We start from the raw sequence: 14,072 nt of genomic DNA, 5'->3' as shown, positions 1-14,072 counted from the left end.
TGCTGAGGGCATCCTCGCACCTGCCACTGACAACACGCCCGTCGCCCACCTCGAATTGATCTTGATTGGTCGGCTCGGCGCGCAAAAGTGGACGCAAAAGTGGCTGGTTGCGACCGAGTGGGGCATGTGCGACGGATGCCTGGCACGGTCGTTCGGCAACCTTCCGTACGAGGGGCGCGTCTTCCCCGAAAAGCGTGACGCGCCGTCCCCGGGAGCGCCCCGGGACGCGGGAGAAGAGCGTGAACAACCTGGTGGCGCCGAGCCCACGACCCGCCGGGACCGCCGGGGGCGGCATTAGAGTGGGCCGGAAACCCCCAGCAATGGACGCGAGCAGCAGGGAGCGCATGACGTGCGGCCGGTAGGCAGCAAGTACCTGCTCGAGGAGCCGCTCGGACGCGGCGCCACGGGCACCGTCTGGCGAGCCCGCCAGCGCGAGACCGCGGGGTCCGAGGCGTCCGTCGCGGGCCAGCCGGGCGAGACCGTGGCCATCAAGGTCCTCAAGGAAGAGCTCGCCAACGACGCGGACGTGGTGATGCGCTTCCTGCGCGAGCGCTCCGTCCTGTTGCGGCTGCGCCACGACAACATCGTGCGCACCCGCGACCTGGTCGTCGAGGGCGATCTGCTCGCCCTGGTCATGGACCTGGTCGACGGCCCCGACCTGCACCGCTACATCCGCGAGAACGGCCCGCTCACGCCGGTCGCCGCCGCGCTGCTCACCGCGCAGATCGCCGACGCGCTCGCCGCGAGCCACGCCGACGGCGTGGTGCACCGCGATCTGAAGCCCGCCAACGTCCTCCTGGACGAGCGCGACGGCGCGATGCGCCCGATGCTCACCGACTTCGGCATCGCCCGCCTCGCCGACTCCCCGGGCCTGACCCGTACGCACGAGTTCGTCGGGACCCCGGCCTATGTCGCGCCGGAGTCCGCCGAGGGCCGGCCCCAGACCTCGGCCGTGGACATCTACGGCGCGGGGATCCTGCTGTACGAGCTGGTCACCGGGCGTCCGCCGTTCGCCGGCGGCACCGCGCTCGAAGTGCTGCACCGCCACCTCAGCGAGGAGCCGCGCCGCCCCACGACGGTGCCCGCCCCGCTGTGGACGGTCATCGAGCGCTGCCTCAGCAAGGATCCCGAGCGCCGCCCGAGCGCCGAGAACCTGGCGCGCGGGCTGCGCGTCGTCGCGGCCGGCATCGGTGTGCACTCCACGCCTGCCCAGGTCGAGGCGGCCGACGGCGTGGGCGCGCTCCTCGCGCCCGATCCGGCGCCCGCGCCGGTCCCCGACGCGCCGGGCGCCGCCGACCCCACCCAGGTGCTGCCGAGCAACGCGGCCTCCTACGACCCGGCCGCGCGCACCTCGGTGCTCCCGCAGACGGGTCAGGGCCCCCACGCCGACCCGACCGCCGTCATGCCGCCGGTCCCGCAGGGGCAGCCCCAGCCGCAGGAACCGCACCCCTGGCAGTCCCAGCTCCAGGCGGCCCGCGACCGCAACGAGCAGACCCAGGTCGGCTACCTGCCGCCCGACCAGGACCCGCTGCGCCGCCGCCCGCACCGCCAGCAGCAGCCCCCGCAGGGCTACGGCCAGCAGGGCGGCCAGCCCCCGCAGGGCTACGGACAGCAGCCTCAGCAGGGCTACGGCCAGCGTCCGCCACAGGGCCACCAGCGCCCGCCCCAGCACCAGCAGCAGTACGCGCCCCCGCCGGGGTCCTACCAGCAGCCGCAGCACTACGAGCCGCCGCGCCAGCAGTACGCGCCGCAGCCGCAGGCGCCGCAGCCGCAGGCCCCCGCGCGTGAGCCCAGGGAGCCCCGCGAGCCGCGCCGGCGCAGCCCGAACCGGATGCGCATTCCGGGCCTCGGCTGCCTCAAGGGCTGCCTGTTCACGTTCGTGCTGCTCTTCGTGGCGGGCTGGCTGATCTGGGAGCTCACCCCGCTCCAGGACTGGGTCGCCCAGGGCAAGAGCTACTGGCAGGCGATCGGTGACGGGATTTCGACGGTATCCGGCTGGATCAAGAGCATCGGCAACGCGGCGAAGCAGTGATCACGGGACTCCGCGTCACCCGCACGGGACGCGAGTTCGTGGATTTGTCGACTTCCAGAGGGTGATTTCGGCGCCAGAAGTGAAGGTTGGCGTCCCGGCCGCGTAGCCTCAGCGTGCACAGCCAGCCGCTGAGGGAGCAGTCTTGGCACGGAATATCGGCAGCCGGTACACCGCCCACCAGATCCTGGGCCGGGGGAGCGCCGGCACGGTGTGGCTCGGCGAGGGGCCTGAGGGGCCCGTCGCCATCAAGCTGCTGCGCGAAGACCTCGCGGCCGATCAGGAGCTGGTAGGCCGCTTCGTGCAGGAGCGCACAGCCCTGCTCGGCCTCGACCACCCCCATGTGGTGGGCGTACGCGACCTGGTGGTCGACGGCAACGACCTCGCCCTGGTCATGGACCTGATCCGTGGCACGGACGTGCGCACCCGGCTCGACCGCGAGCGCAGGCTCGCCCCCGAGGCGGCCGTGGCCATCGCCGCCGACGTCGCCGACGGACTCGCCGCCGCGCACGCGGCGGGCATCGTGCACCGCGACGTCAAGCCCGAGAACATCCTCCTGGACATGCAGGGCCCGCTCGGCCCCGGCGGCGCCCACCCCGCGCTGCTCACCGACTTCGGCGTCGCCAAGCTCATCGACACCCCCCGCCGCACCAAGGCGACCCGCATCATCGGCACCCCGGACTACCTGGCCCCCGAGATCGTCGAGGGCCTGCCGCCGCGCGCCGCCGTCGACATCTACGCGCTCGCCACCGTCCTGTACGAACTGCTCGCGGGCTTCACCCCGTTCGGCGGCGGCCACCCCGGAGCCGTCCTGCGCCGCCATGTGACCGAGACCGTGGTCCCGCTGCCCGGCATCCCCGACGAGCTGTGGCAGCTGATCGTCCAGTGCCTTGCCAAGGCGCCGGCCTCCCGCCTGCGCGCCTCCGAGCTCTCGGCCCGGCTGCGCGAACTGCTCCCCCTGGTCGCGGGCATGCCCCCGCTGGACGTGGACGAGCCCGGCGCCGAGGGCGACGCGGACGAGGAGGCGTACGAGGACCCGTACCCGACCGCTCCCACCAGCCCCCGGCGCGGCGCGGTCCCGCTGGTGCCCGGGGCGCCGCACGACTCCGCGAACCGCGACACCCACACCAGCATGCGGGTGCCGGGCCCCGACGAGCTGGCCGGCGGCCCCCTCGGCACCGCCCGCGCGCCGCGCCCGGCGGGCACGCCACGGCCGGGCTCGGCCCGGCACCGCGCCGACCAGGTCCGCAAGCGCCGCCTGGTCCTGACGGCGGCCGCGGTCGCCCTGGCCGCCGCGGTCGGCGTCGGCGGCTGGCTGGCCCTGAGCGACGATTCCGGCTCCCAGCCGCCGCCGCACGACACCAAGAACTCGGCGCCCGTCGTCCCCTAGACGGCGCCGGGTGCGGCCGGAGCGGGCCGGCGGGCCCGTGATCCGGCGGCCCGGGGAACGCCGGAGCGCGCAGCCGTTACGCTGGACCCGTGGCAGTCGTCGATGTATCCGAAGAGCTGAAGTCCCTCTCCTCGACCATGGGGTCGATCGAGGCCGTCCTGGACCTCGACACGATGAGGGCAGATATCGCTGCGCTCGAAGAGCAGGCGGCCGCCCCGTCCCTCTGGGACGACCCGGAGGCGGCGCAGAAGATCACTAGCAAGCTGTCGCACCTCCAGGCGGAGCTGCGCAAGACCGAGGCCCTGCGCAGCCGGATCGACGACCTGGCGGTGCTCTTCGAGCTCGCCGAGGAGATGGACGACCCGGACACCCGCACCGAGGCCGAGGCCGAGCTGGAGTCCGTGCGCAAGGCGCTGGACGAGATGGAGGTCCGCACCCTCCTGTCCGGCGAGTACGACGCCCGTGAGGCGCTGGTCAACATCCGCGCCGAGGCCGGCGGCGTCGACGCCTCCGACTTCGCCGAGCGCCTTCAGCGCATGTACCTGCGCTGGGCCGAGCGCCACGGCTACAAGACCGAGGTGTACGAGACCTCGTACGCGGAAGAGGCCGGCATCAAGTCGACCACCTTCGTGGTCAGCGCGCCCTACGCCTACGGCACGCTCTCCGTGGAGCAGGGCACGCACCGCCTGGTGCGCATCTCGCCCTTCGACAACCAGGGCCGCCGCCAGACGTCCTTCGCGGGTGTCGAGGTGCTGCCGGTCGTGGAGCAGTCCGACCACGTCGACATCGACGAGACCGAGCTGCGCATCGACGTGTACCGCGCGTCCGGCCCCGGCGGCCAGGGCGTCAACACCACCGACTCCGCGGTCCGCATCACGCACGTGCCGACCGGCATCGTGGTGTCCTGCCAGAACGAGCGCTCCCAGATCCAGAACAAGGCGAGCGCCATGAACGTCCTCCAGGCCAAGCTCCTTGAGCGCCGCCGCCAGGAGGAGCAGGCGCTGATGGACTCCCTCAAGGGCGACGGCGGCAACTCCTGGGGCAACCAGATGCGTTCGTACGTCCTGCACCCGTACCAGATGGTCAAGGACCTGCGCACGGAGTTCGAGGTCGGCAACCCGCAGGCGGTGCTCGACGGCGAGATCGACGGCTTCCTCGAAGCGGGCATCCGCTGGCGCAAGCAGCAGGAGAAGTAAGCCCGTACGCGTACGTACGGACACGACGGCGCCGGGCCCCGTTCAAGGGGCCCGGCGCCGTCCGTCGTACCCGGGATGCGTGTGCCGCGACGGCGGTTCGGCGGGGAGGCGGCGGGCACGGATCTCCTCCGGCGCCGAATTAGCTCGCGCAAGCGTGAGTGGAGCGACTCGGCGCTTTGTCGACATCGGAACTTCCCTTTGTGGGGCGCCAGTTCGGGTCTTCTGTCACAGTCGTATTCCCGTACGCCCGGCAAGTGAGTTGATATCGGACATTGCGTACGCAACGGCCTTGACGCGCTCTTTAAAACTGACAAAGCTAGCGCGCGGCATGCGTAACTCTGGGGCGCGTGTGACGGGGGAGGGGCTTTTACGGTCCGCCCGGTGTTGCCGCCCCGGGCGCTGCTCCATGACGAGATCGGCTACTGGGGGTAGCAAGCAGATGACCAAGAACACGCGGCTGCGCGTCGCGCGGATAGCCGCCGGCGCGGTGATCGCCGCCGGTGCGTCCCTGACCGCTGCGGGGGCGGCCCAGGCCGTCGGCTCCGGCGACACCACCCCGCCCGCACTCACGCTCGGCGGCACGTGCGCGCCGACCGACCCGCTGTGCGGTGGCGCCACGGGCAGCACCGGCTCGACCGGCTCCACGGGTTCGACCGGCAGCACGGGCTCCACCGGGTCCACGGGCAGCACCGGCACCACCGGGTCCACGGGCTCGACCGGCAGCACGGGCTCCACGGGCAGCACCGGTTCGACGGGCACCACCGGCTCGACGGGCACCACCGGTTCGACCGGTAGCACCGGTTCGACGGGGTCCACGGGCTCCACCGGTTCGACGGGCTCCACCGGCAGCACCGGGTCCACGGGCTCCACCGGGTCCACGGGCAGCACCGGCTCCACCGGCTCGACGGGCAGCACCGGCTCCACCGGTTCGACGAGCACCACCGGTTCCACGGGCTCCACCGGTTCGACCGGTAGCACCGGTTCGACGGGGTCCACGGGCTCCACCGGTTCGACGGGCTCCACCGGCAGCACCGGGTCCACGGGCTCGACCGGGTCCACGGGCAGCACCGGCTCCACGGGCTCGACCGGCAGCACTGGTTCGACGGGCTCCACCGGCACCTCGGGCACCACCGGTTCGACGGGCTCCACGGGTTCGACCGGCACCACGGGCACGACCGGCACCACCGGTTCCGTCGGCACCACGGGCAACACCGGCACCAACCCGGACACCGTCGGGTCGCAGCCGGTCGAGCAGGGTCAGCAGAAGGAGGAGCTGGCTGCCACCGGAGCGGGCGGGACCACCTTCCTGCTGATCGGCGCCGCCACCATGATCGCGGGCGGCATCGGCTTCCGCTTCATGCCGCGCGTGGTCAACGGCCGTAACGTCGCGTAAGCACACACGCCGTAAGCACACGCCGTAAACACACGCCATAGGCACACGAGAGGGCCCTGAGCGCGATCACGCGCCCCGGGCCCTCTTCGCTTACCGGCGTCGTCGCGTACCCGCCCGCGCGGGCACAGTCCGTCTCAGACGGTCTGGTGGGCCAGCAGGGCCACGGCGCCCACCAGCACGATCAGCAGCGTGATCAGGGCGGCGGGGCTCAGGGATCCCCACTGGTGCTCCTGCTGGAGGCGCTCCCGGTTCGCCCGGCAGACGCGGCAGCGGCCCTCGCTCACGGGCGCCGCGCAGTTGGCGCACACCAATCGGTCATAGGTCATGCGCTCTCCTCCTCCCGCGCGGCGGAGCCGGCGTGTCCTGCTTCAACCCGCTGTCTCTCCGCTCAACGCTCAGGGAAACGCAACCGTTCCCACCTACCACTGTGCCAGCTTCCGCGCGGTTCGGCGCGCCCCACCGGATTCGTCACCGCCCCGCCCCCGCCGTCAAGGGACATGTCCTGGGACATAAGGGGCATCCAAGGACGGGGCCTGCGCGGGCTCGTCCCCTTCGCGTAAGGTCACGCACACCTATACTCCCGGCCGACCCGTGGTGCACCCGTGATCCGATTCGACAATGTCTCCAAGACCTATCCCAAGCAGACCCGACCAGCCCTGCGGGAAGTCTCCCTCGACATCGAGAAGGGCGAGTTCGTCTTCCTCGTCGGCTCGTCCGGTTCCGGGAAGTCGACCTTCCTGCGACTCGTCCTTCGGGAAGAGCGCGCCAGCCACGGGCAGGTGCACGTGCTGGGCAAGGACCTGGCCCGCCTGTCCAATTGGAAGGTGCCGCACATGCGGCGCCAACTGGGCACCGTCTTCCAGGACTTCCGCCTGCTGCCCAACAAGACCGTGGCGGAGAACGTCGCGTTCGCCCAGGAGGTCATCGGCAAGGCGCCCGGTGAGATCCGCAAGGCCGTGCCCCAGGTGCTCGACCTGGTCGGGCTCTCCGGCAAGGAGGACCGCAGACCCGGTGAGCTGTCCGGCGGTGAGCAGCAGCGCGTGGCCATCGCCCGCGCCTTCGTCAACCGGCCCATGCTGCTCATCGCGGACGAGCCGACCGGCAACCTCGACCCGCAGACCTCCGTCGGCATCATGAAACTGCTCGACCGGATCAACCGGACCGGCACCACGGTCATCATGGCGACGCACGACCAGAACATCGTCGACCAGATGCGCAAGCGCGTCATCGAGCTGGAGTCCGGCCGACTCGTACGCGACCAGGCGCGCGGCGTCTACGGCTACCAGCACTGAGCGCCGTAGCGCACTCGTCGAGCACTGAAAGGCTGAAATAGTCGCCATGCGCGCCCAGTTCGTACTCTCGGAGATCGGGGTCGGTCTCCGCCGCAACCTGACCATGACGATCGCCGTCGTCGTCTCCGTCGCCCTCTCGCTGGCCCTGTTCGGCGGGACGCTGCTGATGCGGGACCAGGTCAACAGCATGAAGGACTACTGGTACGACAAGGTCAACGTCTCCCTCTTCCTGTGCAACAAGGCGGAAGCCGAGACCGAGAAGGTCACCCAGTGCGCCAAGGGCGCGGTGACGGCGCAGCAGAAGAAGGACATCGAGGCCGACCTCAAGAAGCTCGACATCGTGCAGAGCGTGGTGTACGAGTCGCAGGACGAGGCGTACAAGCACTACAAGGACCAGTACGGCTCCACCCCGATGGCCAGCACCATCACCCCCGACCAGATGCAGGAGTCCTTCCGGGTCAAGCTCAAGGACCCGCAGAAGTACAAGGTGGTGGCCACCGCCTTCGCCGGCCGGGACGGCATCGAGTCGGTGCAGGACCAGCGCGGCACCCTCGACACCCTCTTCAAGATCCTCAACGGCATGAACGCGGCGGCCCTCGCGGTCATGGCGATCATGCTGATCGTGGCGTTGATGCTGATCGTCAACACGGTGCGGGTCTCGGCGTTCAGCCGCCGGCGCGAGACCGGGATCATGCGCCTGGTCGGCGCGTCCAGCTTCTACATCCAGGCGCCGTTCATCATGGAGGCCGCGTTCGCCGGGCTGCTCGGCGGCATCGGGGCGGCCGGACTCCTCGTCATGGCGCGGTACTTCATAATTGATCACGGCATGTCGCTGGCGCAGAACCTGAGCCTCATCAAGTTCATCGGATGGAACGCCGTGCTCGCCAAGATCCCGCTGGTGCTCGCCGCCAGCGTCCTGATGCCCGCCGTCGCGGCCTTCCTCGCGCTGCGCAAGTACCTCAAGGTCTGAGTCAGGTCCGAGTCGGGTCCTGGTGAGGACCGAGTGAGGTCCGGGTCCGGACCGACCCCCGCGTGTGACGTACGCCCCGGGCGCCATGGGAGCAACACCCCCTGTGGCGCCCGGGGTTTGTCCTAGACTCGGCGCCATGTCCGGCCCCGATCTCTGTCCCGGGCCCCGTGGCGCGGGCCGCCGCGGGGCCGCTCTGGCGCTGGTCCTCCTGGGCGTGCTGGCCACCGCCGCCGCCACCAACTGCCTGCCGGGCCCCGAGCGCGCGCCCCTCGTCCTGACGTCCGGCACCTCGGTGGCCGCCGGGGCGGACGCGCGCGCGGGGCACACCACCCGGGGCGGCGAACGCGCCGTCGATGAAGTGCGGCGCGCGGCCGCCGAGGCCGAGGCCGACGGCAAGTCGGGGGCCCGGGCCGCCGAGGAGGCGGTGGGGCGCAGCGGGGACCGCTGGGGCGCGGTGTACGACAGGGCGCAGTACGAGCAGTACGAGGACGCTCTCGAAGGCCGCTACACCGGGGTCGGGCTCTGGCTCGCCCGCACCGCCGACGGCCGCACCGAGGTGACCCGCGTCCAGGACGACGGCCCCGCCGCCCGCGCCGGCGTCCGGCCCGGCGACTTCCTGCGCGCGGTCGACGGCCGGCCCACCCAGGGGCAGCCCGTCACCGACGTGGTCGCCCGGCTGCGCGGCGACGCGGCCGGAAGCAGGGTCGCCCTCGACCTGAGCCGGGGGACGCGCGCCTGGACCCTGACGCTCGGCCGGGCCGTCCTCGCCGCCCAGGACGTGAGCGTCACCGATCTCTCCGCCAAGGTCGTGATGATCAAGGTGGCGGCCTTCACCAAGGGAACGGGCGAGCGGGTGCGCGGCGCGGCGCGCCGGGCCCCGAAGGGCGCCGGGATCCTGCTCGACCTGCGGGGCAACAGCGGGGGCCTGGTCACCGAGGCCACCACGGCGGCCTCCGCCTTCCTCGACGGCGGCCTCGTGGCCACGTACGACGTGCACGGCCGTCAGCACGCGCTGTACGCGCAGGGCGGCGGCGACGGCACGCGCCCCCTGGTCGTCCTGATCGACGGCGGCACCATGAGCGCGGCCGAGCTGCTGACCGGCGCACTCCAGGACCGGGGCCGCGCGGTCACGGTCGGCGCGCGCACCTTCGGCAAGGGCTCGGTCCAGATGCCCACCGGGCTCGCGGGCGGCGCGGTGGCCGAGCTGACCGTGGGCCACTACCGCACCCCGGCGGGCCACGCCCTGGACGGCTCGGGCATCACGCCGGACCTGCCCGTCACCGACCACCCGCTCGAGCACGCGGAGACGGTCCTGAGCGGTCTGGGCGGCGCGAGGTAAACCGCTTGCGCGGGGGTGAGAAAATGGCCGCACTATGGTTAAGAACACGGGCAAGGACAAAGAGAAGGACAGCAAGCGCAAGCTCGTCGCGCAGAACAAGAAGGCACGGCACGACTACCTCATCATCGACACCTACGAGTGCGGTCTCGTGCTGACCGGTACCGAGGTGAAGTCGCTGCGGCAGGGCCGGGCCTCGCTGGTCGACGGGTTCGTGCAGATCGACGGCGGCGAGGCGTGGCTGCACAACGTGCACGTGCCGGAGTACGCGCAGGGCACGTGGACCAACCACAGCGCGCGGCGCAAGCGGAAGCTGCTGATGCACCGGGTCGAGATCGACAAGCTGGAGTCGAAGTCGGGCGAGACGGGTCACACGATCGTGCCCCTCGCGCTCTACTTCAAGGACGGCCGCGCCAAGATCGAGATCGCGCTGGCCAAGGGCAAGAAGGAGTACGACAAGCGGCAGACCCTGCGCGAGAAGCAGGACCGGCGCGAGACGGACCGGGCCATCTCGGCGGTCAAGCGCAAGGAGCGGGCGAGCCTGCGGTAGGACCCGCCCCTCGGCCCCACCCGGTCCGCCCGGTCCGCACCCGGTCCGCCCGGTCCGCACCCGGCCCGCCCGGTCCGCGCCCGGCCACCCCGGTCCGCGCGCCGCACGCGCGTAATGGGCTGGCACCGTCGGGCGTCGGTCACGTACGATGGCACTGCACCTCAGCGAAGGTGCGGCACCACCTTGAAAACACCACATGGGGATGATCGGTTTCGACAGCGGATGTCGAAGCAGGGGAAGCGTGTCGAGGAAGCGGCAATGATCTCGTAAACCATATGTCGCAAACAATAATCGCCAACACCAAGCGCGATTCCTTCGCCCTCGCTGCCTAAGTAGCGACTTGCGAAGTGTCAGCCCGGGGCTGTTCCCGACCCGGATCCTGGCATCAGCTAGGGAACTAAACTTCTGGACCCGGTCACGGGGTCCAGGAGGAAATAAAACAGTGACTGGGCCCGTCGGCGACTTGTTCGCGTGATTGCCGGGGCCGAGAAAATCGCAGCGAACTGCACACGGAGAAGCCCTGTTTTTGCACCGTTGGACGCGGGTTCGATTCCCGCCATCTCCACCGTCGAGGAGAACCGGATGTCCGGCTCGCCTCGCCCCATGTAGGCAAGGGCCCGGTCGCTTTCGAGCGGCCGGGCCTTTGTCGTGCCCGGAGCCGGATCAGGCGACCGGGCGGCCGGTGAGCATGCCGAGGAGCTGGTCCATCTCCTTGCGCCACATGCGGTGGACGTTCATGCGGACCGGCTTCGGCCGGCCGGGCAGCTGACAGCGGAACGAGCTCCACAGCGTGTTGCGCCGGACGTCGGTGATCATCCGCATCGCCTCGTGCGGCGGGATCGCGGTGACGAGCTCCTGGGGGCGGTTGCTCATCCGGCTGGCCCGGTGGAGCAGCACGGCCTGCTGGGTCACGGTGACGAAGTAGTAGGTCAAGAAGGCCTGACCCACGATGCCGAACAGGCTCATCAGCCAGACGCTGGGGCCGGCTATCGCCTGGATCGTGACGACCGGGCGGTCCTGCGGATTGGCCAGGGCTATCGCCTCGGCGACCTGCCGCTGGATCGTCGACTTCTTCATGGCCACGGGGAAAGGCCTTTCTTCGTTACGCGGACACGCGGGCGGAGGGGGCCGCCCCTGAGCGGTGTCGCAAGCGGAGGGAGATGCCCCGCTCATCGGCGGGGCGGTGCAGAGTACCGCCCGTGTCCCGCGACGCACACCACCAGGGCGACGGCCGCCGCGCAGACCGGGACCAAGTAGCCCATCACGGCGTCCGCTTGAGCGATGACCTGGCCACCGGCCGCCGAGCCGAGCGCGATGCCGCCGAGGATCGCGGTGACGGCGAGCGTCATGCCCTCGTTCAGCCGGCCGCGCGGGGTGCGCCGCTGTATCAGCGTCATGCCCGTGACCATGGTGGGCGCGGTGGCGGCGCCCGCGCACAGCAGCGCCGCCGCGAGCACGGGCAGCGAGCCGTCCGCACGCGCCGCCAGCAGCGGGAGGCACATCAGGGCGCTCATGGCCGCGACACACACCACGAGCCGCCCGGCCGCGCGGCGGGCCGGGCGCAGGGCGCCGTAGGCGAGACCGGCGGCGCAGGACCCGGCCGCCTGGAGCGCGAGCACCGCACCGGCGGCGGCGCGGTGGCCGAGCGCGTCGGCGTACGCGATGGTCGTGATCTCCAGGGCGCCGAACACCGCGCCGGTGGCCACGAAGACGGCGAGCAGCGGGACGAACCCCCGGACGCGGACCGGGGACTTGGAGGTCTTCGTACGGGGTACGGCGGGCGGCTCGGTGGCGCGCTGGGCGGCGAAGATCAGCACGCTCGTCATCAGGAGCACCGTCCCGACGAGGGTGCCGGCCTCGGGGAACAGGGCCGAGCACAGAAAGGCGGCGGCGACCGGACCGGCCAGGAAACAGAGCTCGTCGGCGGCCTGTTCGAAGGAGTTGGCGGTGTGCAGGGCGGCCGCGTCCGCCGGCGACGGGCCGCTGAACAGATGGGCCCAGCGGGCACGGGACATCCCGCCGGTGTTGGGGGTGGTGGCGGTAGCGGCGTACGCGGCGAACAGTGTCCAGTCGGGGGCGCCCAGGCGCACGCACAGCAGCAGCGCGAGCGAACCGGCGACCGCGATCGCCGTGGCGGGTACGGCGACCCGGGCCTGTCCGTGCCGGTCGACGAGCCGGGCCGTCCAGGGGGCCACCAGGGCGGTCGCGGCGAGACCGGTCGCGGTGACCGCACCCGCCAGGGCGTAGGAACCGCGCGACCCCGAGATCATGAGGACGGCGCTCACGCTGAACATGCCCATGGGAAGCCGGGCGAGCAGATTGCCCAACGTGAAGGCGAGGGCGCCCGGGGTGCGCAGGAGGCGGAGGTAAGGGTTCGACGGGCTCGAAGGCTTCGCCGGCTTCGCCGGGGTCGGGTGGCTTGGCGGCTTCGCCGGGCTCGACAGGCCCGAAGGCTTCGACGAGCTCGATGAGTTCGCCGGCGTCGATGGGTTCGATGGGTTCGGTGGGGTCGTCTGGCTCGATGGCTTCGCCGGGGTCGCCGGGTTCGGCGGCTTCGCCGGGCTCGACGAGCTCGAAGGCTTTGACGAGCTCGATGAGTTCGGCGGCCTCGATGGCCTCGATGGCTTCGCCGAGGTCGGCGGGTTCGATGGCTTCGACGGGCTCGACGGGCTCGACGGGCTCGGCGGGTTCGGCGGGTTCGGCGGGTGGGCGTGCGGGGGCGTGGGCGGCATGGCCCGATCCTTTCCGTCGCCGCGCACAGCGGTCCAACACCTGCTCAGCGCCCATTCACGCACTCTTGTTGTCAACGCGCGGCGTGCGGTTGACTGCCCGCGTGCCCCGTGACGCCGACCCCCGTCTGCTGCGCTCCTTCTTGGCCGTCGCCGAGGAGTCGCACTTCACCCGTGCCGCCGCCCGGCTCTTCGTCGCCCAGCAGGCCCTGAGCCGTGATGTCCGGCGCCTGGAGCGGGAGTTGGGGGCCGAACTGTTCGTGCGTACCACCCGCGCGGTGGCGCTCACGGCGGACGGCGCGCGCCTGCTGCCGTACGCCCGCCGGGTGCTCGCCGCGCACGACGAGCTGCGCGCGGCCTGGGTCGGCGGCGCGGAGGAGCGGCCGCTCGTCGTCGACATCTCGGCGCCGGTCGGCACCGGCGCGCGGGTGCTGGCGGCAGCCCGGGCCGAGGCGCCAGGCGTCGAGTTCGTGGCCCGGTACATCAGCGGCCTCACCGGGGCGGCCGCCGAGATCCTGGCCGGACGCGTCGACGTCTCCTTCGGTCGGGTGGCCGGGCTCGGGCCCGAGGTCCTGGCCGGGCTCGACCACCAGCCGGTGCGCTTCGAGCGGATGGCGGTGCTGCTCGACGCGGGGCACCGCCTCGCGGGTCTGGCCGAGGTGCCGGTGGACGCGCTGGCCGGCGAGACGCTGTACGTGGCGGCGGGCAACCCGGCCACCCTGGAGTGGACCGATCCGGCCCGGCGGCTCTTCGCGGGGCGCGGCATCGAGGCGGCCGCGCCGTTCCCGGAGATCGCGGGCGAGGAGGAGTTCGTACGGGTGGTGCGCAAGCGGGGCTGGTCGGTGCTGGCCAGTACCGACTTCATGGAGGTGCCCGGCATGGTCGTGCGCCCGCTGACCGCGCCCGTGCCGCTCGCGCCGGTGTCGATGGTGTGGCGCGCGGGGTTCTCGCACCCGGGTCTCGGCGCCCTGCGCCGGGTGGCCGACGCGGCGGCGGCACGGCGCGGATGGCTGACGCGGCCCCCGCGAAGCTGGCTGCCCGAGCCCGACTTGTCCTTGATGGAGCCGTATGCCCCAGGTGTGGGCGGCCTAAGGCGAACATCACGCGATACGTGAATACATGTCCACAGCAGCGTGCGCTACATTCAACGCCCGGGTGCGGCGGGATAGTGGGGGCGCGAGGAACGG

12 protein-coding genes and 1 other RNA gene are annotated in these 14,072 nt (G+C 71.8%); 10 read left to right on the top strand and 3 right to left on the bottom strand.

Features of this window, described 5'->3' with window-relative positions; genetic code table 11:
- The first annotated feature begins 349 nt into the window (after positions 1-349).
- The 4 genes from ABR738_RS16240 (at position 350) to ABR738_RS16225 (ending at position 6,008) form a co-directional block, all read left to right on the top strand.
- Positions 350-2,032, top strand: coding sequence for a serine/threonine-protein kinase (locus tag ABR738_RS16240; RefSeq protein ID WP_350230692.1), 1,683 nt, complete (start codon positions 350-352; stop codon positions 2,030-2,032).
- 142 nt (positions 2,033-2,174) lie between these two features.
- Complete coding sequence (locus ABR738_RS16235) at positions 2,175-3,419, top strand: serine/threonine-protein kinase (RefSeq protein ID WP_350230691.1); 1,245 nt, start codon at positions 2,175-2,177, stop codon at positions 3,417-3,419.
- 89 nt (positions 3,420-3,508) lie between these two features.
- The gene (gene prfB / locus ABR738_RS16230; protein ID WP_350230690.1) at positions 3,509-4,615 is read left to right on the top strand and encodes a peptide chain release factor 2; all 1,107 of its coding nucleotides are present in this window, start codon (positions 3,509-3,511) and stop codon (positions 4,613-4,615) included.
- A 439-nt stretch (positions 4,616-5,054) separates the two neighbouring features.
- A complete protein-coding gene (locus ABR738_RS16225) occupies positions 5,055-6,008 on the top strand; it encodes a hypothetical protein (RefSeq protein WP_350230689.1) in 954 nt (317 codons plus the stop codon).
- Positions 6,009-6,142: 134 nt separating this feature from the next.
- On the opposite strand, the gene ABR738_RS16220 is transcribed toward ABR738_RS16225, so the two are convergent.
- Positions 6,143-6,334 (bottom strand): hypothetical protein, encoded by a 192-nt coding sequence (locus ABR738_RS16220; protein WP_350230688.1) that lies wholly within the window; start codon positions 6,332-6,334, stop codon positions 6,143-6,145.
- 276 nt (positions 6,335-6,610) lie between these two features.
- On the opposite strand from ABR738_RS16220, the gene ftsE reads away from it, so the two are divergent.
- From ftsE to ssrA, 5 genes are all read left to right on the top strand, one after another.
- A complete protein-coding gene (gene ftsE / locus ABR738_RS16215; RefSeq protein WP_350230687.1) occupies positions 6,611-7,300 on the top strand; it encodes a cell division ATP-binding protein FtsE in 690 nt (229 codons plus the stop codon).
- Between the two features lie 46 nt (positions 7,301-7,346).
- Complete coding sequence (gene ftsX, locus ABR738_RS16210) at positions 7,347-8,270, top strand: permease-like cell division protein FtsX (protein WP_350230686.1); 924 nt, start codon at positions 7,347-7,349, stop codon at positions 8,268-8,270.
- Positions 8,271-8,406: 136 nt separating this feature from the next.
- The gene (locus tag ABR738_RS16205) at positions 8,407-9,609 is read left to right on the top strand and encodes a S41 family peptidase (RefSeq protein ID WP_350230685.1); all 1,203 of its coding nucleotides are present in this window, start codon (positions 8,407-8,409) and stop codon (positions 9,607-9,609) included.
- A gap of 34 nt (positions 9,610-9,643) precedes the next feature.
- A complete protein-coding gene (smpB, locus tag ABR738_RS16200; RefSeq protein ID WP_350230684.1) occupies positions 9,644-10,156 on the top strand; it encodes an SsrA-binding protein SmpB in 513 nt (170 codons plus the stop codon).
- 198 nt (positions 10,157-10,354) lie between these two features.
- Positions 10,355-10,724: a transfer-messenger RNA gene (ssrA, locus tag ABR738_RS16195) on the top strand.
- A 95-nt stretch (positions 10,725-10,819) separates the two neighbouring features.
- Here ssrA and ABR738_RS16190 read toward each other — a convergent pair.
- Together ABR738_RS16190 and ABR738_RS16185 are read right to left on the bottom strand one after the other, a co-directional pair.
- Positions 10,820-11,239 (bottom strand): hypothetical protein, encoded by a 420-nt coding sequence (locus ABR738_RS16190; RefSeq protein ID WP_350230683.1) that lies wholly within the window; start codon positions 11,237-11,239, stop codon positions 10,820-10,822.
- A gap of 86 nt (positions 11,240-11,325) precedes the next feature.
- A complete protein-coding gene (locus ABR738_RS16185) occupies positions 11,326-12,888 on the bottom strand; it encodes an MFS transporter (protein WP_502964093.1) in 1,563 nt (520 codons plus the stop codon).
- A gap of 101 nt (positions 12,889-12,989) precedes the next feature.
- Here ABR738_RS16185 and ABR738_RS16180 point away from each other — a divergent pair, with 101 nt between their 5' ends.
- Positions 12,990-14,000 (top strand): LysR family transcriptional regulator, encoded by a 1,011-nt coding sequence (locus ABR738_RS16180; protein WP_350230682.1) that lies wholly within the window; start codon positions 12,990-12,992, stop codon positions 13,998-14,000.
- The last annotated feature ends 72 nt before the right edge of the window (positions 14,001-14,072 follow it).

The sequence above is a fragment of the Streptomyces sp. Edi4 genome (assembly GCF_040253615.1).
Lineage (GTDB): Bacteria > Actinomycetota > Actinomycetes > Streptomycetales > Streptomycetaceae > Streptomyces.
Note: the sequence above shows the minus strand (reverse complement) of the source record. Positions and strands in the feature narration are given on the sequence as shown.